24 protein-coding genes and 1 tRNA gene are annotated in these 26,610 nt (G+C 64.4%); 10 read left to right on the top strand and 15 right to left on the bottom strand.

The window, feature by feature from the left end; all coding sequences use genetic code 11:
* Window positions 1–109: 109 nt before the first annotated feature.
* Together BRA1417_RS0106040 and BRA1417_RS0106035 are read left to right on the top strand one after the other, a co-directional pair.
* Window positions 110–538: a response regulator gene (locus BRA1417_RS0106040; RefSeq protein ID WP_027515051.1), complete on the top strand. Its 429-nt coding sequence runs from the start codon at window positions 110–112 to the stop codon at window positions 536–538.
* Window positions 516–4,112 (top strand): PAS domain S-box protein, encoded by a 3,597-nt coding sequence (locus BRA1417_RS0106035; RefSeq protein WP_027515050.1) that lies wholly within the window; start codon window positions 516–518, stop codon window positions 4,110–4,112. The genes BRA1417_RS0106040 and BRA1417_RS0106035 overlap by 23 nt, the downstream gene beginning before the upstream one ends.
* A gap of 122 nt (window positions 4,113–4,234) precedes the next feature.
* Here the strand turns inward: BRA1417_RS0106035 and BRA1417_RS0106030 are convergent, their stop codons facing one another.
* Complete coding sequence (locus BRA1417_RS0106030) at window positions 4,235–4,870, bottom strand: response regulator transcription factor (RefSeq protein WP_007604420.1); 636 nt, start codon at window positions 4,868–4,870, stop codon at window positions 4,235–4,237.
* Between the two features lie 150 nt (window positions 4,871–5,020).
* Between BRA1417_RS0106030 and BRA1417_RS0106025 the strand changes: the two genes are divergently transcribed.
* Entirely contained in the window at window positions 5,021–5,314 is a 294-nt protein-coding gene (locus BRA1417_RS0106025; RefSeq protein ID WP_027515049.1) for a hypothetical protein, read from the top strand.
* A gap of 54 nt (window positions 5,315–5,368) precedes the next feature.
* Here BRA1417_RS0106025 and BRA1417_RS0106020 read toward each other — a convergent pair whose 3' ends face one another.
* The 7 genes from BRA1417_RS0106020 to BRA1417_RS0105990 all read right to left on the bottom strand — a co-directional run bounded on the left by BRA1417_RS0106020 (window position 5,369) and on the right by BRA1417_RS0105990 (window position 11,835).
* Window positions 5,369–5,872: a response regulator gene (locus BRA1417_RS0106020; protein ID WP_027515048.1), complete on the bottom strand. Its 504-nt coding sequence runs from the start codon at window positions 5,870–5,872 to the stop codon at window positions 5,369–5,371.
* A gap of 140 nt (window positions 5,873–6,012) precedes the next feature.
* Complete coding sequence (locus BRA1417_RS0106015; protein ID WP_027515047.1) at window positions 6,013–6,327, bottom strand: hypothetical protein; 315 nt, start codon at window positions 6,325–6,327, stop codon at window positions 6,013–6,015.
* A 2-nt stretch (window positions 6,328–6,329) separates the two neighbouring features.
* A complete protein-coding gene (locus tag BRA1417_RS0106010) occupies window positions 6,330–7,211 on the bottom strand; it encodes a protein-glutamate O-methyltransferase CheR (RefSeq protein WP_027515046.1) in 882 nt (293 codons plus the stop codon).
* 59 nt (window positions 7,212–7,270) lie between these two features.
* Complete coding sequence (locus tag BRA1417_RS0106005) at window positions 7,271–7,657, bottom strand: response regulator (protein ID WP_007598955.1); 387 nt, start codon at window positions 7,655–7,657, stop codon at window positions 7,271–7,273.
* 31 nt (window positions 7,658–7,688) lie between these two features.
* Window positions 7,689–8,162, bottom strand: a complete 474-nt coding sequence (locus BRA1417_RS0106000; RefSeq protein ID WP_027515045.1) for a chemotaxis protein CheW — start codon at window positions 8,160–8,162, stop codon at window positions 7,689–7,691.
* Window positions 8,163–8,192: 30 nt separating this feature from the next.
* Complete coding sequence (locus tag BRA1417_RS0105995; RefSeq protein ID WP_027515044.1) at window positions 8,193–10,988, bottom strand: hybrid sensor histidine kinase/response regulator; 2,796 nt, start codon at window positions 10,986–10,988, stop codon at window positions 8,193–8,195.
* Between the two features lie 424 nt (window positions 10,989–11,412).
* Window positions 11,413–11,835: a response regulator gene (locus BRA1417_RS0105990; protein WP_197031107.1), complete on the bottom strand. Its 423-nt coding sequence runs from the start codon at window positions 11,833–11,835 to the stop codon at window positions 11,413–11,415.
* 635 nt (window positions 11,836–12,470) lie between these two features.
* On the opposite strand from BRA1417_RS0105990, the gene BRA1417_RS0105985 reads away from it, so the two are divergent.
* From BRA1417_RS0105985 to BRA1417_RS0105975, 3 genes are all read left to right on the top strand, one after another.
* The gene (locus BRA1417_RS0105985; protein WP_198034912.1) at window positions 12,471–13,169 is read left to right on the top strand and encodes a Crp/Fnr family transcriptional regulator; all 699 of its coding nucleotides are present in this window, start codon (window positions 12,471–12,473) and stop codon (window positions 13,167–13,169) included.
* Window positions 13,170–13,327: 158 nt separating this feature from the next.
* On the top strand, window positions 13,328–13,705 hold the full coding sequence (locus BRA1417_RS0105980; RefSeq protein WP_027515041.1) for an Hpt domain-containing protein: 378 nt from the start codon (window positions 13,328–13,330) through the stop codon (window positions 13,703–13,705).
* Window positions 13,706–13,828: 123 nt separating this feature from the next.
* On the top strand, window positions 13,829–14,077 hold the full coding sequence (locus BRA1417_RS0105975) for a hypothetical protein (RefSeq protein WP_027515040.1): 249 nt from the start codon (window positions 13,829–13,831) through the stop codon (window positions 14,075–14,077).
* Window positions 14,078–14,159: 82 nt separating this feature from the next.
* Here the strand turns inward: BRA1417_RS0105975 and BRA1417_RS0105970 are convergent, their stop codons facing one another.
* Window positions 14,160–14,783, bottom strand: a complete 624-nt coding sequence (locus tag BRA1417_RS0105970) for a helix-turn-helix transcriptional regulator (protein WP_027515039.1) — start codon at window positions 14,781–14,783, stop codon at window positions 14,160–14,162.
* A gap of 340 nt (window positions 14,784–15,123) precedes the next feature.
* Here BRA1417_RS0105970 and BRA1417_RS0105965 point away from each other — a divergent pair, with 340 nt between their 5' ends.
* Together BRA1417_RS0105965 and BRA1417_RS0105960 are read left to right on the top strand one after the other, a co-directional pair.
* On the top strand, window positions 15,124–16,287 hold the full coding sequence (locus BRA1417_RS0105965; RefSeq protein WP_027515038.1) for a hypothetical protein: 1,164 nt from the start codon (window positions 15,124–15,126) through the stop codon (window positions 16,285–16,287).
* A gap of 545 nt (window positions 16,288–16,832) precedes the next feature.
* Window positions 16,833–18,041 (top strand): EAL domain-containing protein, encoded by a 1,209-nt coding sequence (locus BRA1417_RS0105960; protein ID WP_027515037.1) that lies wholly within the window; start codon window positions 16,833–16,835, stop codon window positions 18,039–18,041.
* 20 nt (window positions 18,042–18,061) lie between these two features.
* Here BRA1417_RS0105960 and BRA1417_RS0105955 read toward each other — a convergent pair whose 3' ends face one another.
* Complete coding sequence (locus BRA1417_RS0105955) at window positions 18,062–18,916, bottom strand: NAD(P)H-dependent oxidoreductase (protein WP_027515036.1); 855 nt, start codon at window positions 18,914–18,916, stop codon at window positions 18,062–18,064.
* Between the two features lie 93 nt (window positions 18,917–19,009).
* On the opposite strand from BRA1417_RS0105955, the gene BRA1417_RS0105950 reads away from it, so the two are divergent.
* Window positions 19,010–19,945 carry a LysR family transcriptional regulator gene (locus tag BRA1417_RS0105950; protein ID WP_027515035.1) on the top strand — a complete coding sequence of 312 codons (936 nt, stop codon included), beginning with the start codon at window positions 19,010–19,012 and terminating at the stop codon, window positions 19,943–19,945.
* An 18-nt stretch (window positions 19,946–19,963) separates the two neighbouring features.
* Here the strand turns inward: BRA1417_RS0105950 and BRA1417_RS0105945 are convergent, their stop codons facing one another.
* From BRA1417_RS0105945 to BRA1417_RS0105935, 3 genes are all read right to left on the bottom strand, one after another.
* A complete protein-coding gene (locus tag BRA1417_RS0105945) occupies window positions 19,964–20,824 on the bottom strand; it encodes a DMT family transporter (protein WP_027515034.1) in 861 nt (286 codons plus the stop codon).
* A 179-nt stretch (window positions 20,825–21,003) separates the two neighbouring features.
* Window positions 21,004–21,984 (bottom strand): tripartite tricarboxylate transporter substrate binding protein, encoded by a 981-nt coding sequence (locus BRA1417_RS0105940; protein WP_027515033.1) that lies wholly within the window; start codon window positions 21,982–21,984, stop codon window positions 21,004–21,006.
* 94 nt (window positions 21,985–22,078) lie between these two features.
* Window positions 22,079–23,719: an FAD-dependent oxidoreductase gene (locus tag BRA1417_RS0105935; RefSeq protein ID WP_245286143.1), complete on the bottom strand. Its 1,641-nt coding sequence runs from the start codon at window positions 23,717–23,719 to the stop codon at window positions 22,079–22,081.
* A 113-nt stretch (window positions 23,720–23,832) separates the two neighbouring features.
* Here BRA1417_RS0105935 and BRA1417_RS0105930 point away from each other — a divergent pair, with 113 nt between their 5' ends.
* Window positions 23,833–24,744, top strand: coding sequence for a LysR family transcriptional regulator (locus tag BRA1417_RS0105930; protein ID WP_027515031.1), 912 nt, complete (start codon window positions 23,833–23,835; stop codon window positions 24,742–24,744).
* A gap of 44 nt (window positions 24,745–24,788) precedes the next feature.
* On the opposite strand, the gene BRA1417_RS0105925 is transcribed toward BRA1417_RS0105930, so the two are convergent.
* Window positions 24,789–24,878 (bottom strand) — tRNA-Ser (locus BRA1417_RS0105925).
* 417 nt (window positions 24,879–25,295) lie between these two features.
* Window positions 25,296–26,441, bottom strand: coding sequence for an ROK family protein (locus BRA1417_RS0105920; RefSeq protein ID WP_027515030.1), 1,146 nt, complete (start codon window positions 26,439–26,441; stop codon window positions 25,296–25,298).
* Between the last annotated feature and the right edge of the window lie 169 nt (window positions 26,442–26,610).

The following is a 26,610-nucleotide window of genomic DNA, read 5'->3' as shown; positions in this document are numbered from 1 at the left end:
CGACGGCGAAGTGCTTGCAGGCCGGATGCAATCCGCGCAACAATTTCAGAGTTGATGGTTTGATTTGCGGTCGCTGGGAAACCCCATCCGGCCCGGGAGGATACCAGACGTGGCCAACATCCTGATCGTGGATGACGACCCGGCCGTGCAGATGACAATCCGGCTGCTCCTGGAGAGGGCCGGTCATCACATCACCGTCGCCGGAGACGGCCGCAAGGGACTTGCGCTGTTCGAGGCCAGCCAGTTCGACCTGCTGTTTCTCGACATCTTCATGCCCGGCATGGACGGCCTGGAGACGATGCGCCACATCCGGGCGCTGCAGCCGGCGATTCCGATCGTCGTCATTTCCGGCCGTTCGTTCACGCCGGACGCCCATGCGGAGCCGGACTTCCTCAAGATGGCGACCAAGCTCGGCGCGGTGGCGAGCCTGCAGAAGCCGTTCCGGGCCGACGCGCTGCTCGCCGCGGTCGCCGGCTGCCTGAACGCGGCGCGGACGGCATCGGTGAGGAATCCGGATGTCAGCACCGGCCGCCGATGACAAGAACCTTCATTCTGTTCCAACCGAGCCCGGGCACGGCCATTCAGGAAGCGGTGCACATTTCCCCATGACACTCGCTACGCGGCTCGCAATCGCGATGATCCTGCTGGTGGCGGTCACCGTGGCCGCAGTCGGCTGGCTCGGCTATCGCAATATCACCCAGGCCGTCATTCCGCGGGTCCTGGAACGGATTGAAGCCCAGTCGAGCCTGCTGGCCACCCATCTTGAATCCTACGTTGCCGGCGCCCGTGGCGATCTGCTCGGTTATCGCTCCGCCGCTGCCATCAATGGCCTGATCCGCGCCCATATCGGTGGAGGCATCGATGCAGTCGACGGCGTTTCGGAGCAAACCTGGCGCGAGCGTATCGCAACGCGGTTCGCAGCCGAGATCGACGCAAAACCGAGCTACGGGCAATTTCGAATCATCGGCCTTGACGACGACCAGCGCGAACTGGTCCGCGTCGATCGCGCCGGCCCGAACGGAGCAGCACGGATTGTTCCCAACGGCGAACTCGAGCGCAAGAGCGAACGAACCTACTTCCAGGAGACGATTCGACTGGCGCCGGGCGACATCTATGTTTCGCCCATCGATCTCGCCACCCGGCAGGGAGGAACCACGGACCCTCACATTCCGACGTTGCGCGTCGCGACGCCGCTGTTCACGCCTGATAGCAAGCCGTTCGGCATCATCATCGCCAATATCGACATGCGTCCCGCGCTCGACCGCGTTCGTTCGACCGCGAGCGCAGGAGGAGACATCTATGTCGTGAATTCGCGTGGCGACTATCTGGTCCATCCGGATCGCGCGCGGGAATTCGGTACGTTGCATGGCAACGCCAACGATTGGCGCCGGGACTTTCCTTTCTTTGCAGCCCGGGCCGGCCAGCCGCAAGGATCCACGCAGCTTACGAGCGACCGGTCTGGCCGGCCGAGCGGAGCGGCGATTGCACCGGCACTGCTGGCCGGCAAGGAGTGGTTGGCTATCATCGAGACGGCCCCCGCATCCGTGTTCAGCCGCGTTCCGGCGGCCATTCAAAAAACCTCCTCGCTGGTGGGGCTGCTTGCCGTCCTTGCCGCAGCCTTGCTTGCGGTGCTGCTGGCGCGCTCATTGACGCGGCCGATCGGGCGTTTGACCGCGGCGGTGGAGGCGATCGGCAGCGGACGGCGCGCCGATATTCCCGTCGATGCAAGCGGAGAGACAGGCGTGCTGGCGAGGGCATTCGCCCAAATGGTCGAGGAGACGAGAGCGAAGACGGCCGCTCTCGAACGCGAGATCGAGGAGCACCGCCGCACCGAGGCCGCACGAAGCCATCATGAAGCGCGCGAGCGCTTGTTCAGCGCCGCCGTCGAATCCTCCGACGACGCGATCGTGATGCAATCGCTCGACGCCGTCATCACCGGCTGGAATGCCGCCGCCGAACGCCTCTACGGCTATTCGGCGGATGAGGCGATCGGGAAATCCACCTCGATCATCGTCCCGCCCGACCGACGCGAGCAAGGCAAGGACTATTTGCAGCGGCTCGCCCGAGGTGAAGCGATCGAACGCTTCGAGACGGTGCGCCTGCGCAAGGATGGCGCGCCGGTCGAAATCTCACTCAGCTTGTCGCCGATCAAGGGCCCGTCGGGCGAGATCATCGGCGCCTCCGGCACCGCGCGCAGCCTGACCGAGGCGCGGCGGGACGAGCGGGCGCTACAGCAGCAGCTCGAGGAACGGCGGCAACTTTTCGACACCTCGCAGGATCTGATCATGGTGATGGATGCGCGCGGCTACATCGCGCAGATCAGTCCGAGCAGCGAGGCCATTCTCGGCTACCCGCCGGAGCAGATGATCGGCCGCAGCGGCGCCGATTTCATTCATCCGGACCATCTCGACCGGTCGCGCGACGAGATGCGCGCGCTGCGGCGCGGCGAACGTCCGAGGCTCGCCGACACCCGCTGCTTCCACAAGAATGGTCACGAAGTCTGGCTGTCCTGGCTCGCCAGCTGGTCCGCCCAGGCCAAGCGCTTCTTCTTCGTCGGGCGCGACATGACGGAGGCGAGGCTTGCACAGGAGTCCTTGCGGGAGAGCGAGCAGCTTGCGCGCAACATCATCGAGACCTCGCTCGACGCTTTCACCCAGACAGACCACACCGGTGCCATCCTGAGCTGGAACTCGCAGGCCGAGAAGCTCTTCGGATGGACGCGTGAGGAGGCAATCGGCAAGAATGCGATTGAGCTTTTCGTCGCCCCCAGTGAGCGCGAAAGCGTCAGGGCCAGACTGAGGCTCTTTCTCGAATCCGAGCAACAATCGCTAGCCAATCCACGGCGCGAACTTTTGGTGCGGCGGCGCGACGGCAAGGAATTCAGGGCCGAGCTCAGCGTCACGGCGCTCCGGAGACGCGAAGGCGTTCTCTTCAATTCGTTCTACCGCGACTTGACCGACAAGATCGCGGCCGACGAGCGCATCCGCCAGGCAGAGAAAATGGAGGCGGTCGGCCAGCTCACCGGCGGCGTGGCGCACGACTTCAACAACATCCTCACCGTCATCACCGGGACGATCGAGATCCTGGCCGACGCGGTGGCCAATGAGCCGGAGCTCGCCGCGATCACGAAGATGATCGACGAGGCCGCCGGGCGTGGCGCCGAGCTGACGCAGCATCTGCTGGCGTTTGCGCGCAAGCAGCCGCTGCAGCCGCGCGAGATCGACGTCAACGCACTGATCATCGACACCGCGAAACTGTTGCGGCCGACGTTGGGCGAGCAGATCCATATCGAATCGGTGTTCGAGGACGAGAACTGCGTCGCGATCGTCGATCCCAGCCAGCTCACCACCGCGATCCTCAACCTCGCGCTCAATGCCCGCGATGCCATGCCCGGTGGCGGCAAGCTGATCGTGGAGACGGGTGCGGCCTATCTCGACGAGGTCTATGCCAGCGTCAACGACGTCCCGCCGGGCCACTACGTGATGATCGCCGTGAGCGACACCGGGAGCGGAATTCCCGCCAACATGCTGGCCAGGGTGTTCGACCCCTTCTTCACCTCGAAGGGACCGGGCAAGGGCACCGGACTCGGGCTTTCGATGGTCTACGGCTTCATCAAGCAGTCCGCGGGCCACATCAAGATCTACAGCGAGGAAGACCACGGCACCACGATCAAGATGTATCTGCCGCCCGGCAAGACGCCGACGTTGGTCGGCGACAGCGTGACGCCGGCGAGCATTGAGGGCGGACACGAGACGATCCTTGTGGTCGAGGACGACCGGCTGGTGCGCGACTACGTGCTGGCGCAGCTACATTCGCTCGGTTACATCACATTGCAGGCTGCGAACGCCGCGGAGGCGCTCGCAATCGTCGCCGCCGGAAAGCCGTTCGACCTCCTGTTCACCGACGTCATCATGCCCGGCAAGATGAACGGACGTCAGCTCGCCGACGAACTGCAGAGAACGCGCCCCGATCTCAGGGTGCTCTACACGTCCGGCTATACCGAGAACGCAATCATCCATCACGGCCGGCTGGATTCGGGCGTTCTGCTGCTGGCGAAGCCCTATCGCAAATCGGATCTGGCGCGGGCCATCCGCAAGGCACTGGCCAGTTGATAGCGCGTCGGGCCGGTTGAGAACCCGTAGCCCGGGTGAGCGAAGCGATACCCGGGAACACTACGAGCCAAGTCCCGGATGTCGCTTCGCTCGTCCGGGCTACGTAATGTCACCCACGGAATTTACGACGCGCGCTGGGCCGCGGTCATCACGATGCGGATCAAATCGGCGGCGTTGCGCGCGCCGAGCTTCTTCATGATGTTGGCGCGGTGGTCCTCGATGGTGCGCGGGCTGATGCCGAGCGTGCGGCCGGCCTCCTTGTTGGAGGCGCCGGCGGCGAACTGCTCGAGCACCTCGCGCTCCCTGCGCGTCAACGGCTCGCGCCCGGGGAAGTGCAGCGAGCCGAACTTCGGCGCCGCGTTCTCCGACTGCCTGCGTGCATAGGCACCGATCGCCTCGTCGAGCCGGCCGACGATCTCGCTGCCGCGGAACGGCTTCTCGATGAAGTCGAGCGCGCCGCTCTTGATGGCCCCCACCGCCATCGCGATATCGCCCTGTCCAGAGATCATGAAGATCGGTGCCGGATAGTCTTCCCCGTGCAGCTCATTGAGAATGTCGAGGCCCGACTTGCCGGGAATGTGCACGTCGAGCAGGACCGCTGCAGGTGTGCGGCTTCGCGCGACGGAGAGCAATGCTGCGCCGTCCGCAAAACAGATCACCTCATAGCCCGCCGCCTTCAACACCATCGACAAGGTGTCGCGAACGGCAGCGTCGTCGTCGACCACGAAGATTTCACCGCGAGAGCTTTGTTCGGCCATGTGCCACACATCCGGTTGGCATGAAGGACTCGCGTCCGCCCCAACCGTTATGGCGTTCGGCGCGGATTCGGCCCACCGTATTAGTACGGGACATGGACTTAACGCACAAGTAGCGGCAAGGCGCCTAATTGCAGAGGACGGAGAATATCCATGCTAAATTGGGCCGCTACGCCGCCTCTCGCCGCAATTCCCAAAGTCGAGAGCCGTGAGCTGATTGCGGCTGACCTTCGCATGCTGATCTCGCAGATCGAGACCAGCACGCGCCGGACCGCCACAGCCATGGATCAAGAACACGGCAGCGATCCGGAAGGTTCCGCCGACGTTTTCGTGCTCGACGACGTCACACCCCGGTATGCCATGGCGATCGCCGCTCTCGACGCCTGCCGAGCGGGCCTTCTTGGCCACGCCGTTAATTGCCTGTCGGAAACCGGCAGCACGGTATAGATCGCGGCTGCTGCGGCGCGACGACCGCATTTCACTGCATGGCAGGCCCGCGGCTCAGGCGCGGTGTCGCTCCACGATCGCGTCGGTGGCGACACCACCCCAGGTGTGGATCGCCGGCAGGCCCATTGCGGTCTTGCTGAGATTGGCGAGGCTGATGCGCAACGCGGCGAGATCCAGCGGCTTGGGCAGGCTCTGGAGCTCGATTCCGACGGAACGGGCGAAGCTGCGGGCGGCGCTGCGGCGCTTGCCATCCATGCCGCTGACGACGATCACGGCGCCGCCAAATTTCGCCTTCGCCATCTCACCCAGCACGTCGATGCCGTCGCCATCCTCCAGCACGAGATCGAGTGTCACGCAGTCGAAGCGCGCAGTGCGGAGTTTCTCGATCGCTTCGGCCACGGACGGCGCCACGGTGACTTCGTGGCCGGCCTGCTTGGCCGCGACCGTGATCAGGCTGCGCTGCGTGGCGTCGTCGTCGACCACCAGAAGCTGAAGTGCGCGCCGCTCGGCGCCGTCGGGCAGGTTTGACGGGAGAGGTGAGAAAGAGCTTCTGGGCATTGCGGTATCCTGAGATTGAGACCGGCAATGCATACACGGCTCGCGCTTAGGCGACGTAAAGCCGCGACGGCAAATTCAGTCGGTTGTTTCAGCAAATGTGAACCAACGTCGCGGAAAACGGCGACGAGACCAGGTGAAGATCACGCCGCCTCGTCACGGCCACCGACGGCCCGCTTCTTCCGGTTCTTGCCACGCAGGAATTGGATGTCCATTTCGACGCCGTTGACGCGCACCAGTTCGCAGCGGCGGTAGGCAAGGCCGGTGGACGACAGCAGCAGGAAGAACTCTTTCAGGTTCAAGCCTTGAATCGAGCCTTCCACCGTCAGGACGGCGTCGGTGTCGGAGATCGCGTTGAGCTTGCAGTCGCGGCGCCAAGTGCCGTCGATGGCCATGATGCAGACATCATAGCCGCGACTGAACGTCACGCGTTCCGCGCCCTTGCCATCCTCGGCCATGCCTATCGTCCCGCCATGACCGCTACGCGCGGTGCTGCGCCGGCAAGAGCCGGTTTGGCGGCCGCAGCGCGCGGGTCGTTCGGCTTGTAGAGACCGCGCTTCTCCGGAATCGGCCTGAACGTGTCGGTCAGCCCGACCACCGTTTCGGCCGCGCCCAGCACCAGGAAGCCGTCTCCCTCGATCTGACGAGCCAGCCGGTTGAAGATGCTGATCTTGGTGTCCTGGTCGAAATAGATCAACACGTTGCGGCAGAAGATGACGTCGAAGGTGCCGAGCTGAGCGAAATCGTGCAGCAGATTGAGTTGCCGGTGCTGGATCATCGCCCGGAGCTCGGGGTTGATCTGCCAGGTCTCGCCGGTCTGCTTGAAATATTTCATCAGCATCTGGATCGGCAGGCCGCGCTGCACTTCGAACTGGCTGTAGATGCCGGCCTTGGCCTTCTCGAGCACCTCCTGCGACAGGTCGGTCGCGATGATCTCGACGCGCCAGCCGGTCAGGGCCGCACCCATCTCCTTCAGGCTCATCGCCAGCGAATAGGGCTCCTGCCCGGTCGAGCCGGCGGCGCACCAGATGCGCACGCTGCGGCGGCCGGCGCGAGCCTTGATGATCTCCGGCATGATGGTGTCGCGGAAATGATCGAACGGGACCTTGTCGCGAAAGAAGAAGGTCTCGTTGGTGGTCATCGCCTCGACCACGCTGGTGACGAGCGCGCCCGAGCCAGCGCCTTGCAGCTTCTGCACGAGCTCGCCGATGCCGGAGATGCCGGCCTTGCGCGCCAAAGGCAACAGCCGGCTTTCAATCAGATATTGCTTGTCTGCGGACAGATCGAGCCCGGAATGATCCCTCAGGAACTTACGCAGATACTCATACTCGGTCGGGGTCACGGATAGGCCTCTCGGAAGCTGTACTGGGAACACTCTGGCCGGAACACTCCGCCAGACACTCAGACCATGGCTTGTCCGACCGGAATCAATCCGACTTCAGCGAATTTGTCGGCGATGATGTCTTTGTCGAAGGGCTTCATGATGTACTCGTTGGCGCCGCCGCTGAGCGCCTGAGCGATATGAGCCACGTTGTTTTCAGTGGTGCAGAACACGACCTTGGGCTGGTCGCCGCCCGGCAGGCGGCGCATGTGGCCCATGAACTCGAAGCCGTCCATTACCGGCATGTTCCAGTCCAGCAGCACAGCGTCGGGCAGCTTGTGCTGACAGACCTCGAGCGCCTTGGAACCGTCCTCGGCCTCCGTGACTTCGAATTCCAGGCCTTCTAGGATCCGGCGTGCGATCTTGCGCACGACGCTGGAATCATCGACCACCAAACACGTCTTCATCTTGGTTCTCCGGCTTCGATGTTTTTGGGGCTCACGCAGCCAATTGCACTTCGGTCTTGAGCTCGAGGACGCGGTCGACATCGAGGACGACCATGAGCTGGCCGTCGAGACGGTGGACACCGCCGGCGAGCTTGGCCATGCGGGGGTCGAGATTGACGGGGTTTTCTTCCATGCCGTCCTCGGCAAGCCGCAGCACTTCGCCGATCTGGTCGATCAGGAGGCCATAGGATTCACCGCGCAGGTCGACGCCGACCGCCATCGGGATCTTGCCGTCCTCGGGCTTGGGCAGGCCGAGCCGGGCGCGCATGTCGACCACGGTGACGATGCGGCCGCGCAGGTTCAGCACGCCCGCGATCTCGCGCGAGGACAGCGGCACGCGGGTGACGCGCTCGGGCATGAACACGTCCTGGACGCGGGAGATCGGCAGACCGAACAGCTGGCCGCCGATCATCGCGGTGACGTATTCGACCATGGCGCCTTCGCCGGACTGGGTCTTCTTGGTCATGTGCGTATCTCCTGATCCATCCCGCTGGGTTTAGGCGGCTGCGCGGCTCAGCTCGGAGGCACCGGCGGCGCCCGCGGTCTGTTCCTTCAGCGCCGCGATCAGACCGGGACGGTCGAACTTGGCGACATAGTCGTGGAAGCCGGCTTGACGGCCGCGCTCGATCGCCGCCGGCGACACCAGCGCGGAGAGCCCGATGATCGGCATCGCACCCAGATTGCTATCGGAGCGGATGGTCTCGGCAAACTCGAACCCGTTCATGTCGGGCATCTCGATGTCGGTCAGGACCACGTCGAAGCTCTGCGCGCGCAGCGCAGCCAGGCCCTCCTGCGCGGTCGGCGCGGTACGGACGCGGTAGCCGGCCGCCTTGAGCACCGGGGCCAGCATGTTGCGGAAGAACGCCGAATCGTCGACCAGCAGCACCGATTGCGAATGCAGCGACGGCTTCATCTCCTTGCGGGTGAACCAGTCGGAGAACGCCATCGGCAGGAAGTGGCCGACGTCGATCACTTCGGTGGCCTGGCCCTTGATCACGGCCGAGCCGAGAATGCCGGAGGAGGATCCGCCGACCTCGATGTTGAGCCGTTCCTCGACGATGTCGATGATCTCGTCGACGACGAGGCCCATGGAGCGGCCGTCGTCGGAGAACACCAGGATCGGCTGGGCGCCCTGGCTCGCGATGGTGACGCTCTCCATGGCGACGAGCGGCATCAGCTGCTCGCGGTACTGCACCATGTAGCGGCCGTTCGAGAACTCGATCTTGTCGGCCGGCAGCTCTTCGAGGCGCGTGACGAGCCCGAGCGGGACCGCCTTGGGCTGGGACGAGCCGGCGCGGAACACCAGCAACGAGGTGGTCTGCTCGCCGCTTCCAATGCTGTGCGTCCCGTTCTCGTTGTTCATGTCATGGGCCGAGGAGCCGGCGGCGCCGAGCGCCTTGGCAATGCCGTTGGGGTCGATGATCATGATGACCGCGCCGTCGCCCAGGATGGTATTGCCCGAGAACATGTCGATGTGACGCAGTTTCGTCGACATCGGCTTGACCACGATTTCTTCGGTGTGGAACACGCCGTCGACGACGATGCCGAAGGTCTGGCTGCCGACCTGCGTCACCACGATGAAGCCGTTCTCGGGATCGGAGACGGCGCCGTCGTCGATCTTCAAGAGCTTCTTGAGGTGGATCAGCGGCAGCAGCTTGTTGCGCAGCCTGAGCACCGCGGTGTCCTTGATGCGCTCGATGCGGTGCTCCGAATTGGCGCGGGCCCGCACCAGCTCGACCACGGAGAGCTGCGGGATCGCAAAGCGGTCGCCGGCGGCTTCCACGATCAGCGCGGAGACGATGGCGAGCGTCAGCGGGATCTTGATGGTGACGGAGGAACCTTCACCGGCGACCGACTTGATGTCGATGGTGCCGCCGATCTGGTCGATATTGGTGCGCACCACGTCCATGCCGACGCCACGCCCCGACACCGAGGTGATGGCGGCCGCGGTGGAGAAGCCCGGCGCGAAGATGAACTTGTGGATCTGGGCTTCGCTCATCTTCTCGAGCTCGGCCTCAGTGACCAACCCTGAGGAGATCGCCTTGGCCTTGATCCTGTCGGTGTTCAGGCCACGGCCGTTGTCGGCGATGCAGATGATGATGTGGCCGCCCTCGTGATAGGCGGACAGGCGGATGGTGCCCTGCTCGCCCTTGCCGCCGGCGAGACGCTCGGCGGGGGTCTCCAGGCCATGGTCGGCGGAGTTGCGCACCATGTGGGTGAGCGGGTCCTTGATCAGGTCGAGCACCTGGCGGTCGAGTTCGGTGTCGGCGCCGTGCATCTCCAGCTCGATCTGCTTGCCGAGTTCGCTCGAGAGGTCGCGAACGATGCGGGGCAGCTTCTGCCAGGCATTGCCGATCGGCTGCATGCGCGTCTTCATGACGCCTTCCTGCAGCTCGGCGGTGACGTTGGACAGCCGCTGCAACGGCACCTTGAACTCGGTGTCCTCGTTGCGGCGGGAGATCTCCAACAGCTGGTTGCGGGTCAAGACCAGCTCGGAGACCATGGTCATCAGATGCTCCAGCGTATCCACGTTGACGCGGATCGACTGGTTGGCGATGCTGGCTCCCTCGCCGGCGCCCTCGTCGGCGATCGACTTCTTCGGCGCGGCCTTGTCCTTGGGCGCCTTGGTCTCCTTGGCAGCGTCCTTGGCAACAGGCACCGGGGCTTCAGCGGCAGGCTGGGGCTCGGCCTTGACTTCAGCCTTGGCAACGGGGACCGGGACTTCGATCGCGGTCTCGCGGAAGGCGCGCTCGAGCTCGTCGAGCGAGACTTCGCCCGGACGCAGCGGACGCTCCAGGCTCGGGTCGGCCAGCACGCCGGAGGACGGCGCGGCTTCCACCGCAGCCGGCGCGTCCGGCACCAGCGGCGGCGCTTCGGCCACGGGAGCAGCCACGGCGCCGGCCGCCATGGCCGCCATGCCCTGCTCGACCATCGCTTCCAGCTTGTCGATGAGGTCGCGGTCGGTACCCTCGGGCTCGGCCTCGGTCGCCTCCAGCCCGGCCAGAATTTCCTTGATGCGGTCGATCGAGGACAGGATCACCGTCACCGCCTGCCCGGTCACCGGCATGCCGTCACGGAATTTGCCCATCAGCGTCTCGCCGGCATGCGCCAGCGCTTCCAGGCGCGGCAATCCGAGGAAGCCGCAGGTGCCCTTGATGGTGTGGACCAGGCGGAAGATGTTATCCAGGATCTTGGCGTTGTTCGGCTCCTGCTCGAACTTCACCAGCTGATTGTCCACGGTGTCCAGGCTCTCGCTGGTTTCCGTCAAAAACTCCCGCAACAGATCATCCATGAGCTACGCCTTACTGACCTGGATCTGGACCTGGACGCCCGAGCCGCGCTTGGCATGAACGGAAGTCCCTGCCTTGGATCGTTAGACATCCCCTTTCACGGTCCCGTTAATTTCATCCTCCGTGCTAATACGGATATTGAAGACAAGTTTGCCGTTCGACCGCATGCGACAGCGTTTTTCGGCAAAACCGGCACCACGCCGCAACGGCGAGACGCGTGAGGTGAACGTGCCGATAACAGCGGGACCAGGCGCGCGGGAAAGCCCTGCTCGTGAAGGACGATATGCGCGGTCTTCGCGCAATTGATCGAGCCGCCTGCAGTCCGGGGCGGTCTCGCCGCTTTCGCTTGGTGCTTTGCCGGGATACGCAAGACCCGCATCTGCGGTAAACGAACCGTTACCGGCGTCCACTGCGGTCAGTGCCGCGCTAACCCAGGCGCGCGGCCGAGGCGAGGTCGCCGTGCGGACGGTGTTCCGCCAGGCAATCGGTGATGGCGGCGAGCAGCGCGTGCGGCGTGAACGGCTTGCGCAGACAGCGCGCCGCACCGAGCTCCAGCGCCATCCGGAGGAAATCAGGAGCTGGCGAATTCAGATTTGCGAACGCGTAGCCGGACATCGCAATCAGCGGAACGGCCGGCGCCCGCTCGTGAAAAATCCGAACCGATTCGAACCCGCGCATGTGCGGCATGAAGATATCGATGATCATCAGATCGAACTGCTCGTGTTCGAGCGCGCGAAGTCCGGCTTCCCCTCCTTCGGCGATCGTCACCCGAAAATCGTTACGCTGGAGATAGACCTCGATGGCCATGCAGACCATCGGGTCGTCGTCGACGACGAGAATATGGCGCAGACCTTCTGTCCCCGTTTGAGCTTCCTGTTTCGGCGATTCAATGACCGAACGGTGGGGCACGCCTTTCTCCCTTGCTCGAGACATGGACGGTCGCGAAGGTCGTTGGCGGAGCGGGGAAGACGATGGACGCGGCGCGATGCAATGCTTCCGGCCCATGAAGGCCCCCTTGCCGCTTTTACCTGCGCAACCCTCGCAGGGCTGGCGCGCAGGCTCATGAGCGAATCAGCGTGCCATTCTCATTTCCGCCGCAAATGGGCCAGCTTGTCTGCCCCCCAACGGGTATACGCAGAGTGACACAACCTTTATAATAAGGTTTACTGCCGCGCAACCAGATGACGAACCAGACGTGGCGCGGATCACTTCGAAACGGATCGGAGCAACCATGACCGCGACACCCCCGAACCGATGCTCCAGCCGGCCGATCTGGACCTGCTGGGTTGCCAGCTCGATACCGTGGAAATGGTCAGGGAATCTGTCTTGGCGAGGCCACGTGCAGCGGCGCTGACTCCAATCGGACAACTTGTCCCAATTGCCATTATATCCCGGCGGGAACATGATGGAACTTGCCCGGGCGGCAAGCAGTTTCGCGTGCTACGGCACGCTGGTCCGGGAGACGGGAGGCGACTTTGGAAACGATGGTGCGTTCCTCCAACGGCTTCCTGTCCGCGCTGTCGGCAGACGATTATGAATTGATCCGCCCGCACCTGCGTACGGGCGATCTGCCGCATGACGCGGTGCTGGTCGAGACCGGCGAAACGCTCAAGCGCGCCTACTTTCCTCATCGCGGCGTCATCTCGCTGGTGGTGGAGCTCGCCAGGGGCGAGCACGTGCAAGTCGCCATGATCGGCCGCGACAGCCTGCTCGGAACGCTCTCGACCATGGGGGATGCCTGCGCGCTGAACACGGCCATCGTGCTGGTTCCCGGCTCTGCCTCGATGATGGACCTCGATCGGCTGCGTGTCGCGGCCGACCAGAGCGGCACCCTGCGGACGCTGCTCACGCGTCATGGGCTGGCGGTCTACGCGCAGGTGCAGCAGACCGCGGGATGCAACGCCGCCCATCCGGTGGAGGCGCGGCTGTCGCGCTGCCTGTTGCACACCCATGACCTCTCCGGCGACTACCGGCTGCTGCTGACCCAGGAGGCGATGGCGCAGATGATCGGCGCTCGGCGGAACAGCGTGTCGCTGGTCGCCAATACCTTGCAGCAGGCGAATTTCATTCACTACAGCCGCGGACACATCCAGATCCTCAACCTGGACGGCCTGCGCCAGACGGCGTGCGAATGCTACGCCACCGTGAAGGCGCAGTATGACCGGCTGCTCGGCCCGCGCTGACCGGCGTTGCGGCGTGGTAAACCGGCCGCTAATCCCGGCCCGCAAACACGGATTGTCCTGCTACCGGAACTGAAATCCGGATGCCGTAGACACGCAACGTGCCGCGCGCGCCTGTACGGGCCGGCGGCAAACCAATCGTGATCAAGGCAGGCCACACCATGTTCGAAGTCACCGTCGCGCCGGCGCAGATAGCGCTTGATGCCGAGCCCGCGCGCGAGCCGGGCGCGTACCAGGCGCTGGTGCGCGAGATCGGCAAGGATGGTGCTTGCGAAGTGCGCGACGTGTTCTGGAGCGACACCTGCGCGCGCCTGCAATTGTTCCGCACGCTCGCGCTCGCGCAGGATCACGGCAGGATCGCGCGCGAAGCGCATTCGCTGAAGAGCGCGGCCGGGACGTTCGGCTATGTCAGGCTCGCGGCGCTGGCGCTGCGGCTGGAGAAGACCACGGAGAGCCTCGGCGAGGCCGGATTTCGCGACCTCCTGGACTTGATGGACGCGGCCTATTCCGCCGGGCGCGCGCAGGAGCCGTCGGGCTGACGCGCTCGCCCGAAAATGCCGTAACCACTCACGCGTGCATGCCCGCCGTACTTCTACGGCTTGGGATGTTCACAGATGGCTAATCATAGGCAGCGATAGTCGCCGGAAACCAGGAGGGTTTCCATGTTCACCTACGAGACCGCGGACCAGAAAGAAGTTCGTCGCTTCCGCATCGCACAGTTCAACGGCCGGATGGCAACGGTGGCCGCTGGCGAGGAGACGGTGACCGGCTTCGTGCGCTCGGTGCTGGAGCAGGAATCGAGCATGCCGCCCCGCTGGACCATCACGATCATTCCCAACGCACCGAAGGAAGAGCTCAAGCCGCTGCGGCCCTCGTCGCGCACGCGTCCCTTCTCCGAAGATTATTTCTGAGCACGATCGGAGCCGCGGGTCCTTTCGAGGGACGTCTCACGCTTCGCCTTCGTCGCCGGCGGGTGACCCGACGCAAGAGCCTTCAGTCGATCGAATGCAGCAGCGCCGCACGGACGAGGTCCGCCGTGTTGCGCGCGCCGAGCTTCCGCATCGCCTCGGCGCGATGGCTCTCGAAGGTGCGCGGGCTGATCTGCATCCGGAGCGCACCCTGCTTGTTCGAATATCCCTCGCTGATCAGCCTCAGCACCTCGCGCTCGCGCTTGGTCAGCCGCTTCTGGCCTGACAGGCCGAGCATTTCGGCGCTCGGCAGGCGCTGCGGCTGTGGTGCGCGCGCGAGCTTCGATTGCGCGTCCTCGGCCCTGGACGCGATCGGCAGGCCACCCGTGGTAGAACCGGCAAGCTGTTTGACGAGGCCACAAACCCGCTCGGTCTGCACCAGCGCATTCTCCACGACCCGCTGCAAATAGGCACGGTCGCCCGTCACCGGCGCCAGCTGATCGCTGTGATGCTTGATCTCGCCCATGTAAAGCAGCAGCGCCGTGAGGGGACCATTGAGCTCGCGGGCGATGGCGGCGGCCATTTCGTCGGCGGCCTTGGCGCGGGCGGCGTTCAGACGGACGACATCGAGCTCTTCAGTCGGAGCGGCGTTGCTTTCGTACCATTCCGACGGCCGCGAATCAGTGGCCGTGTCATTCTGTGACCCCATGTCACTCGTTTAGCGGAACCCGACGCGATCTGTGGTTAACTTTTCGCTCCGTAAGACTACGGTGAATTCGGCAGTTTTATGCTGAAACCCCGGCACAGGCACACTTTATGCTTGAGTAGCAACGACCCTCAACATTCTTAGGTTGATGAATCTGCTCAAATCCTGGGCGGATGACCCGAAGCGTTCTTAACGATCCGATCCGCGCCGAATACCTCCGGCGCCGGATTTTACAGATATATTAACGGCGGCTTGCTTCTCTATGTCGCAACTGAGAGCGCGCAAATGCCTCCATGCATGCAGCCGATAGGCCTGCTGGAATCGTTGCGGAAGATTGCGTGCCATGAACGAGATCGACCAGCTATCGAACTTCTTGCAGAAGCTGACGCCGCTGTCGCGCAGCTGCCTGCTCAGCGAACTCGAACGGCTTGAGCTGTGCGGCATCGACATGCCGGGCTCGTCCGACCTCCAGTCCCGGTTGCGCGCCGAATTTCGCAAGGACGGATCGAGCCAGGCGCGCGCCACCAGTCCCTCGCGTCATTTCTTTGCGCCGCTCGAGCTGCTCCTGATCGACGGCGCGCCCGAGCATGCCAATATGGGGCGGATCTCGCGCAACACCCTCACCCCGATCTGGGAGTGGATCTGCCGCGACCTGCTGCCGACCATGGCGCGCGACTACATCAAGGCGATCAGCGACCAGGTCGCCGCCAACAACCACAAGGAAGTGCAAAAGATCGCATCGACCTTCCAGATCAAGGTCGTCAAGGTTCTCGAGAGCACCCTCGCGTCAGCGGAGAGCACCGAGTTCGCGCGCGGCAAGCTCGCGCAATATACGGCATCGCGCACCGCCTTCGACGACGTGAAGAAGATGCAGCACGTGCTGCGCGCCGGCGCCGCGCTGCCGAAGTTCAACGAAAAGCTGCCCGAAAAGATCGCGAAATTCGACGACGGCCAGGTTGACCAGATCACCGCCCGATTGGACGGCTTCAAGAAGGCCCATCCCGAGGCGCTGCCGTTCGCGCTGACGCTGGTGGCGCGGCGGCTGAAGACGTTCTGGCAATTGGTGCGCCTTGCCACCAAGGCCGCCGCGAGCAAGAGCGCCGCCGATGTCGCCGCCACGCCCTATGCCTGCGTCGTTCACATGGTGCTCGACCAGCTCGACGACAGGCGCCTCGCCTTGCGCATCGCGCTCCGGCACAACCGGGTGCTGATCGCACGCGACCTGCTCGCCGAGATCTACGACACCGAATATGCGCTCAAGGTGCGGATCGACGGCATCGAGCATTGCGAATGGGGCATTCGCCTCCAGCAATTGATGGACGCGATCGCGACGCTGGTGGCCGCTGAGGTGAGCCGCTTTCCTTCCAACGTCGGCCACATTCTCGGCTCGCGCCGGCTGCGCAGCCACGACACGCTCGGTGGAAAGCTGTCCTATCTGGCCTGGAAGGGACGCGATGCGATCGAGGACGGCGCGGCCGCGTTGCGCAAGCTGATCGGCCAAACCTGATCCCGCGCTAATGCGCGCGCGGCAGGCACAGGAAGCGATCGAGAAATCGCCCTGACAGCACGAACCTGAACCACCAATACATTATTCGCCGCGACGTCATTGCTGCGATCCTCGACAGCCCACCACCGGCTGCCCAGAGCAATAGCGCACGTGCAGCAATCCGCTTGTGATGTGCTTCACATTGGCGCCAGCGCGCACCGACGCATTGTCGCAGAACCGTCACGAGCGAACCGGGAAAAATGCGCGCTTGACGCGCAATTGAGGCGCTCCATTATTCAATTGGGCGAGGCGCGCGCGGCTTGGTCCAATTGCAGGACAGTGCGCGCGCATGCAGCCTTACTGCACGTCGCGAAATCTCCCGTGATTGTCGCAACCCTGCGCCCGATGCGCGGGCAGGGGTAAAAACTTCTCGAACGAGACCCGGACAATTTTAGACATGATGGGTGCTTTAACGTTACCCAGATAATTCGACAATCGACTGAAGCCTTCCATATTTGAAACTGCTCACGTCGCTAACACACCGGCACGGAACGGGAGTGCTTGCGATGAACGACGAAATTGTAGAACTCGCCGAACGAAGGCCGAAGACCTTCGGACGGCGAAAGGTGAAGCCGCGCGCATGCGTCGCCGACGGCAAGCGCCATCTTCGCGCGTTTCTCGCGGAAGTGCTGGAGGATCTCGGCTTCGTCACCACCGAATGCGCCAGCGCCGAGGAGCTGCAGAGCGTGCTGACGAGCGAATTGCCCGACCTGATCCTGCTCGGCATCGCCGCCGACGGCATCGAGCCCGGCACATTTCTGGAGACGCTGGTGCGCGAGGCCTTCGACGGCAGGGTTCTGACTGTGGGCGCCCGCGAGTCGATCATCGTCAGGGCGGTGCAGCAGGTCGGCGAGGAATACGGCCTCAAGATGCTGCCGCCGCTGACCACGCCCTTTGCCGCGGAGACACTGCGCGACCGCGTCGCCATGCTGTTGCCCGAGGAGCCGGCGCCGAGCCCGGCCGTGCATGTCGGCGAGGCCCTCCACGCCGGCTGGCTCGAGCTCTGGTACCAGCCCAAGATCGACGCGCGCACGCTGATCCGCAACGGCGCCGAGGCGCTGGTGCGGATGCGGCATCCGACCTGGGGCGTAGTGCCGCCGGCCTATTTCATCCCCGAAGAGCACGACCCGAATCTGCGCGACCTCTCCGAATTCGTGATCGAGCGCGCCATGCAGGATTGGCACTATCTGCTGGAGCAGCAGAGCCCGGTCGACCTCGCGATCAATTTGCCGGCGTCATATCTGAAGGAGCCGCAGGCCGTGCGCGACCTCTGCCGCCGCATGCCGACGCATCCGGCGTTCGGCGGGCTGACGATCGAGATCGACAGCGAGGAGGCGATCCGCGACCTCGATCTCCTGGTCGAGGTCGCCCGCGAACTGCGTCTGCACAATATCGGCCTCTCGGTCGACAATCTCGGCGCCAACTGGCCGTCGCTGATGGACTTGGGCAAAATTCCCTTCATCAAGCTGAAGGCCGACCGGCACTTCGTCACCGGCAGCGGCACCGATCGCCTCAAGCGCACGGTGTGCCGCCACATCGTCGAGCTTTCGCATGGCTATGGCGTGCGCGCCGTCGCCGAGGGCGTCGAGAGCCGCGCCGACCTGGTCGCCGCGAACGAGCTCGGCTTCGACCTCGTGCAGGGTTTTCTGTTCGGCAAGCCGATGCCGCTGAAGAAGTTTGCGCGGAGCACGCTGACGCGGACGGTGATGGGGTGATGTCGCTCGCGCGCGACGGATTACGCCGTTGCCGCGCAACGATCCATCGTCGAGCGCATGGAGCTCGCCGCACCACTCGGGCTGCGTGCCTCGGCCTGCTCGACGTGAAGCGCGAAACCGGTCGCGCCGGAATGCTCAAGCCCCGCGCGGAGCTGCATGCTCGGAATCAAATAATCGCCGCCATTCTGGCGCCGGTAGGGAATCGGCGATGTCGTCGCAAGCGTTCGCATCCTCTCGCGCAAATGTTCGGCGGTCGCCTGGAAACCGGCTTCGTCCAGTTTGTCGGCCTTGTAGACGACGAACGGCGGAAGCACGTCATATCCGGGATAATAGAGAATACCGTGATTGATCGGGAACAGCAGGTCGTCGATCGGCCCGTTGATCCCGCGCGCCGAATAATGCTCCTGCCAGCCACCGGCGGTCACGATCAGCATTGCGCGTTTGCCCGCTAGCCTGCCTTCGCCGTAACGGTCGCCCCACCGCTTGTCGCTGTGCTCGCCGACACCATAGGCGAAACCGTAGGCGAACACGCGGTCGACCCAGCCCTTGAGGATGGCCGGCATACTGAACCACCACAGCGGGAATTGCAGGATCAGAACGTCCGCCCACAGCAGCTTCTCGATCTCGGCCTTGACGTCCGCGGTGAGTGTGCCCGACTCGAACGCCTGCTTGGAGGCGGCGGCCGGCGCCAGCCGCGCGTCCGGCGGCAGCAGCGGAAAATCGGCGCGGCCTACCTCGGATGTCCATCCCTGGGCGTAAAGGTCTGACACCCGCACCTCGTGTCCCTCAGCCTCAAGTTCTCTGACGGCGACATCGCGGAGCGAGCCGTTGAGGGAGCGCGGCTCGGGATGCGCGAAGACGATCAACACTTTCATGATCAGCTCCTTGGTTGATGATTTCGAGCCACCAGGTAGCGTCCACGGCTGCAATTCGGTAGTTGTCGCCAATGGATAGGATCATGCCGAAATATGGATAGATCGGACGTGACGCTCGAACGCATGCGCAGCTTCGTGCGGGTCGCCGAGCGCGGCAGCCTGTCCGCGGTCGCCCGCGAGCTTGGTCTCGGCCAGTCGACAGTGACGCGGCACCTTCGGGAACTGGAGCAGGCCGTCGGCGTGCCGCTGCTCACGCGGACCACGCGCAGCGTGACGATGACGGAGGAGGGGCGCCGCTACTACGCCGACTGCGTGCAGATCCTGCGCCTGGTCGAACTCGCGGGCGACGAGGCGCGCAGCACACGCGGCGCGCCTGCCGGAACGGTACGCGTCTCCTGCACCGCCGCTTTCGGCGTGCTCCACGTCAGTCGTTTGATCTTCGCGTTCCAGGACCGCTATCCGGACGTGGCGGTTGATCTCAGCCTGACCGACGAGCGGATCGACCTGGTGCGGGAAGGTGTCGATATTGCGCTGCGTCTGGGGCCGCTCACCGACAGCTCGATGAAGCTCAGGCTGCTTGGTCAGTCGCGGCGGGTGCTTGTGGCCGCACCGGGCTATCTGGCCTCGCGTGGCAGGCCCACGCGCCCGCAGGATCTCGCCAGCCATGAGGGTGTCAGGATGTCGAACATCGCCGGCAGCGACGTGCTCGTGCTGCACGGGCGCCGCGGCGGCCGCCATGTGGTGCCGTTCGCAGGGCGGCTGCGGGTGGATCACGGACTTGCCGCACGCGAGGCGCTCGTGGCCGGGCGAGGCATCGCGCCGGCCCATCTTTGGCTCGTCGACGACCTTCTTGCCTCCGGCCAGCTCGAGCACGTGCTTCAAGACTACGCGCCGCCTTCCGTTCCGCTCAACATGCTGCTCGTTCCGGAGCGGTCCGGCATCGCGCGGGTACGGCTGCTGGTCGATTTTCTCGCCAAGGGAATCGCGCAGCTGCCGGGCATTGAAAAGCCGCAACCGGGCAAGACGTAAGGCCAGATCCATTCGGCCTCAGGCAAACCGCCGCGCGAAGAAGACGCATGCGACCACCAGCGCGGTCGCGACGATCATGCTCCAGGCAACGGGTTCGTGCAGAAGCAGGCCTGCAAGCGCGAGACCGAAGAACGGCTGGAGCTGCTGCAACTGGCCGACGCGGGCGATGCCGCCGATCGCAAGCCCGCGGTACCAGAAGATGAAGCCGACGAACATGCTGAAGACCGAGACGTAGGCGAGCCCGATCCAGGCGGGCACATCGATGCCGCTCCATGTCGACGGCCAGCTCCAGATCGCGACCGGCACCATCAGCGGCAGCGACAGCAGCAGCGCCCAGGAGATTACCTGCCAGCCGCCGAGCCGGCGCGACAGCGCGGCGCCTTCGGCATAGCCGAGCCCGCACAGCACGATCGCAGCGACCATCAAGAGATCGCCGGTGAGCGATGCGGTGCCGTCGTTGGACAGCGCAAAGCCCGCGACCGTGGCGCTGCCCAGAACCGCGAACAGCCAGAACATCGGCTGCGGCCGCTCGCCGCCGCGCAGCACGCCGAAGATCGCGGTCGACAGCGGCAAGAGCCCGATGAAGACGATCGAATGCGCCGAGGTGATGTGCTGGAGCGCAAGCGCCGTCAGCAAGGGAAAGCCGACCACGACGCCGATGGCGACGATGGCGAGCGAGACGAGATCCTTCCGCTGAGGCCGCGCCTGACGGAGCAGGCCGAGCACGGCCAGGCCGATCAGCGCCGCGATGACCGCGCGCACCGAGGTCAGGAACAGTGCGGAGAACCCGCCGACCGCCACGCGCGTCGCCGGCAGCGAGCCGCTGAAGATGATGACGCCGAGAAGCCCGTTGCCCCAGCCCGTGGCGGAAGATTGCATGTTTGTCTCGCCCTTGTCGGTGGTGATCCAACTGGAGAGGCCAGCCGGTGTCGCGACGATTACCTGTAAGCCTTCCGGGGTCCGACAACAAAAAAGCGCGAAAACAACCCCATGCACAGTAGACGGCGGCTGTAGGATCAATGACTTACGCGGGGCGGAATCGTCTGGCTGGGCTATACTTAATTCGCCTTGATGCCCGCTTCACTGATCAGCTTGCCCCATTTCGAGCTTTCGCTTTGGATGAAGCGGCTGAACTGCTCGGGCGAGGTCGGTGCAGGCTCTGCGCCAAGCGTCCGGATCTTCTCGACCACCGAAGGGTCCTTCAGGGCTTTTCCGAAGGCTTCGTTCAACCGGCCGACGATATCGGCTGGCGTGCCGGCCGGAGCAACCAGCCCGAACCAGCCAACGGATTCGAAACCCGCAATCCCGCTCTCGGCGAGTGTCGGCACATCGGGCAAGGACGAAAGACGCTGGGCAGACGACACACCGATGGCGTTGAGCTTGCCTTCGAGGATCAGTTGCCTCGATGCGGGGATATCCAGCACCGCGAAGGGGACATGGCCTGCGAGAACGTCGACCGTCGCGGGCGCGGTCCCGCGATAGGGGACCAGCTCCATCGCGATCCCGGTCTTCTGCGTGAACAGTGCCGCGGTCAAGTGCATGGCCGTCGAACTGCCGCCATGCCCGATCGATAACGCGCCCGGCTTGGCCTTGGCGAGCGCGATCGTTTCCGTGACCGTATGCGCCGGCACGTTCGTGGACGCAACCAGCACGAAGGGAATTTCCGCGAGCAGGGTGATCGGCGCAAGATCCTTCGGATCGAACGGCATCGACGAATTGAGATGCGGATTCACCGTCAGGCTACCTGCCGGCGCGACGCCGAGCGTATAGCCATCAGGCTTGGCCTGCGCGACCGCGGCCATGCCGATGTTGCCTCCAGCACCCGCGCGGTTCTCGATCACGAGACCCTGTTTGAGCTCGGCAGTGACCAGCGGTTCGAGCGCGCGGATGACGGTATCGGCGCTGCCGCCGGGCGGAAAGGTCACGATGATCTTGATCAATTGCTCGGGATAGGCCGCTCGGCCCGCCTCCAGCGGCAGCACGGCGAAACTCGCGGCCGTCAGCACGGCCAAAATGCGGCGGCTTACAACGTGAAACACGTTATCCTCCCCGGTGCGTTCTTGTTTGTGAACCACGACTTTGTAAACCACGTCCTGACGGACTTCGCCGCGAGACCGTCCGCTTCAAATCGCCTTACGCCGAAGCGCCAGTAATGCGCGTCAGCAAGCCTTGTGGGTCCGCGGGCGCGGCCTGCCCGCGCCAGGCGATGTGCTGATCGGGCCGCGCCAGCACCAGCTTCTCGGCATACGCGCCGTTCGCTTCGTCCGGCGCGATGTCGACCAGCGCGAGCGGAATGCCGCGCTGCTCTGCGGCAGACTTCAATGGCGCCACATCGATCGCCGGATCGAACCGCAGCAAAGTGTAGCCGGCGCCGAAGGCATCGTAGAGCGATCGCCCGTCCCGCAGAAATAGGTGCGGCGCGCGAGCGCCCGGCACCGTGGAGGGCGTGAAGCTGCCCATCGCGTAGGCCGGCGGCGTCTCGCCGTCGTAGGCAACGATCGGCGAGGCATCGTAATAATAGCCGAAGTTCAATCCGGCGCAGCAATATTGCTGCACGTTGAGATCGTAGGCCGCCCTGGCCAGCGCTGCGCGCGCCGCGTGGCCGCGCGGCGTGTCGTCCTCGATCTCCGCGGAGACTCCGCCACGCTGCGCCATCATCTTCATCGCATGCTCCATGGCAAAGCGCGACACCTGTTCGGTGATGGGCTGACGCTCCGCCTCGTAGGCATCGAGGATCGAAGCCGGCGCCCACCCGTTCAGATGCGCCGCCACCTGCCAGCACAGGTCGACGGCGTCCGCAATGCCCGCATTCATGCCGTAGCCCGCATATGGCATCCACAGATGCGCGGCGTCGCCGCAGATGAAGACCCTGCGGTCGCGGAAGCGATCGGCGACAAGCCGGCGGCCGACCCAGTCCTCCTTGCTGAGGACGCGGTATTCGAAGCGCTCGTCGACACCGAGAATGGCGCGGATGGCCCAGTCCCGATCGACCGAATCAAATTCGGGCTCGTCTGGCTTCAGGTGATTGTGGATCAGCCAGCGGTCACGACCGTCGATCGCCACCGTCGTGCCTGAGCGTCGCGGGTTGAGCGAGAGCACCATCCAGGCTGGCTTGTGCGCGCCCATCAGCTCCTTAAGCTGCGGCGCTTCGATGAAGGTCGATTGCACGCGCTGGATCACCGGCGTGCCGGACAGGTTGGCACCGATCGATTTGCGAACCAGGGAATGGCTACCATCGCAACCGATCACAAAGGAGGCCTCGATGCGGAGCGAGCTTCCGCGGTCGAGGTCGCGCGCCATTGCGACCACATGGTTGTCATTCTGCTCGATGTCCGTGATTTCCGTGCGCGCCAGAATGGTGATGCGCGACTGAGCGGCGGCATGGCTGAACAGGATCGGCTCGAGATAGACTTGGTTGACCCGGTGCGGCGGCTCGGGCGTCGGCCACCAGGTATCGGGGCCACCGGTGGCGCTGTAGCGACGCGCGCGCGAGGGAATGTCGATGCGGCACAGCTCGATGCCGGTCGCTGTGGTCCGATAGGAGCAGTCGTTCGGGAAATCTGCGGGCAGGCCTGCGTCGCGCAGCTTTGCGGCAACGCCGAGCCGGCGGAAGATCTCCATCGAACGCGCCGAGACGTGATTGCATTTGACGCTGGGCGGATCGCCGGCATGGCGGATCTCCGCGACCACGACGTCGATCCCACGGGAAGCCAGATCCATCGCCGCGGTCAATCCGACGGGCCCGGCGCCCACCACCAGCACCTGTGTTCTCATGTTCGTTTCCGATCCCTTGGCGATCGCGGCTTCACCGTCCACGGCATGCATTTTATTGCATGCTCGCTTATGTGATAAGCCGGAAAGAACTCATCAATTCATGAGCTTTGCCTATGAACGTCACCTTGCGGCAATTGCAGGCCTTCACCGGCGTGTACCGGACGCGCAGCATCACGCGGGCCGCGCGCGAGCTGGGAATCACGCAATCGGCGGCGAGCCTGTTGATCCAGCAGCTCGAAGCGCAGCTCGGCGTCAAACTGTTCGATCGCTCCACGCGTTCGGTGCAGCCGACGCTGGCCGCTGACGAGGCAGTTCATGCCGCCGAACGCATGCTGGGCGATGCGCTGGGCCTGTCGCGGCGCATGCGCGACCTGGCGCAGGCGCGCGCCGGCCGGGTCGCGTTTCTCGCCTCAGCCGGTACCGCATCGGCCCTGCTGCCCCCGGTACTCGCTAAATTCCGGGCAGGTTATCCCGACATCGAAATCGACATGCGTGACGTCGCCGCCGACGATCTCGTTCCGCGTCTGAGCGCGACGGATGCGGAGTTCGCGATCGGCAGCGTCGAGGGAGAATTCGCGGAGCTGACGATCGAGACGCTGACCCGCGGCCGCCTGAGCGCCATCGGCCGGCGCACCGCCGACTTCGCGGCACGCCGCTCGCTGACATGGGACGAGTTGGCTCAGATGCCCACGATCGCGATGCGGGGCGAGACGCGGATTCGCATGCAGATCGATCAGGCGCTGGGCACCCAGGGCAAGCACCTCAACCCAACCTATGAAGTGACGCTGATCAACACCGCACTCGCCATGACGGCGCAGGGTCTCGGCCTCGCGATCCTTCCTGCGACGATGCTGCCGGCGGATCAATTTCCGACTCTGATCGCAAAGCCGCTGATACGCCCTGCCATCACCCGCCCGGTGTCGCTGCTGCAGCGCCAGGGTCGGACGTTGTCGCCAGCCGCGCAGGCGTTTGTGGCGACGGCGCGGGCGGTGCTGGCGGAGCGAGAGCCGGCAAGATCAGACTGATCTACCGAGCTTTCTGTAAGCCGTTTTGTTGTGGCGGATGATGTTGGCGGAGAGGGAGGGATTCGAACCCCCGATAGGCTTGCACCTATGCCGCATTTCGAGTGCGGTGCATTCGACCACTCTGCCACCTCTCCTGAAGGCGCCAAGTAAGGAGCAGGGCCCCTGTGGTTCGGGCGTTAATAGGCGAGGATGGCGGGCCAGACAAGGCTGGGAGCGCGAAAATCGGGCCGGTTTTCCGGCTGGACCCACGATGTCACGGTGATGATCAGGGGCGATCACGGATTTCGGCGGCGGTTTGCGCGGAATTGGCCTGAGCCGTTCGCCGCTGACCCGGCGCGAGCCCGATGCGGCAGGTCGGTGCCCGAATCACTGGTACCCGCAAAAGGCGGGGTGGGACCGCCAGACGCGGTAAACACTGGCGGTCCCGTGCCGCTCATTGAAATACTGGCTGGGAAGGGCGGCTTCGCCGGCCAGGTGAGGCGACGGTTCCGACCGTAGCGTGCGGCCCGTGCACCGCAACGCAATCCGGTCCTTAACCTAACCAGTCAAGGTTACTCCTTGTCGCTCTTGGCTTTTTTCTTCCCGTTGCCCGTGGAATCCCCGTCTTTGCCGTTATCCTTGTCCTTGCCGTTGTCCTTGCGGCGGTTGGTGAAGCGGGCATTGCCGAGCCCAGTGCCGATGGTGAGCACGCCCCAGCGATCGACGTCCTGCATGAACGGCACCTCGGAGAGGCCCTGAACCACGCCGTCATTGTGCATCAGGATCGCGGTGTCGTGCTCGCCGATGGAAGGGATGCCCTCGAGCAGGCTCGCCGGCAGGTTGAACTTGCTGCTCTCCCAATTGCCCGGCAGGTTCTGCGCGCCTTTCTCGATCGAGCCGTCCGCGTTGATCACGCCGGGACAAGCAATGCCGATGAACGGCGCCAGCTTGTAGCCTTCCTTTTCGGCCTCGGTGATCAGCCCTTTCAACATCTTCGTGAGCCGCTTCACCGCGCCTTCGCGCGTCGGCTCGTCGTCGGCATGACGCCACAGCTCGGCCTTCACGACCTTGGCTTTCGACAGGTCTTTTGCCTTTTTCCAGCTGGTCTCCACCAAGCCACAGCGGATGTTGGTGCCGCCGATATCGACGGCAAGGATGCTGTCATGGGCCTCGAAGATCCATGACGGCGCCAGATGCAGCGCGCCGATCAGGCCGGCCTCGTCGGGATGATGACGGATCGGCAGCATGTCGATCTTGAAATCCTCGGCCATGAGGATGATCTCGGTGCGCGCGATCGCGAGCTCGCCGAGCCTGGAATCGCGAAAACCGCCGCCGACCACGATGCGCTCGGTCTTGGCCCAGGCCTTGGACTTGAGGAAGCGGCGGGTGACGTACGCGAGCTCCTGGGCGAAGTCCTCGATGGCGCTATGCACCACCGCCCAGGCCTCGGTGTCATCGCCGACCAGGATGGCGTCCAGCGTCTTCTTGCTGATCTCGTCCGACGGCTCCTTGCCGAACGGGTCCTCGCCGGACTTGCGTAGCGGCTTGCGCCAGCGCTCGAGGATCTCCCTGAACGCGCCCTTGCTGGCGCGGTCGCCGATGAAGCCATCCTCGTCCTTCATCTCGATATTGAAGCTGTCGATATCCACCGACGGCAGCCGCTCGGCGCCGTGATGGGCGATGCCCGTCGTCGTCTTGACCAGCTCGTCTGTCGCCATGGTAAGCCCCTTGCCCGTGTGACTGAATTCGCCGGGACAACGGCGGGGGAACCTGTTGGTTGCGGCGCAAGCCGAAATTCGCCTGCGGGGCCGGATCGGGCCCAAATGCTTCAAATCCGGGCCGTTTTCGCCGGCTTTTCCTTGACTCCGGGGGATCAGCGGCTATAAA

It is taken from the genome of Bradyrhizobium sp. WSM1417, assembly GCF_000515415.1.
Classification (GTDB): Bacteria; Pseudomonadota; Alphaproteobacteria; order Rhizobiales; family Xanthobacteraceae; genus Bradyrhizobium.
The sequence above is the reverse complement of the archived record's forward strand: the minus strand, read 5'-3'. Positions and strand labels throughout refer to the sequence as shown.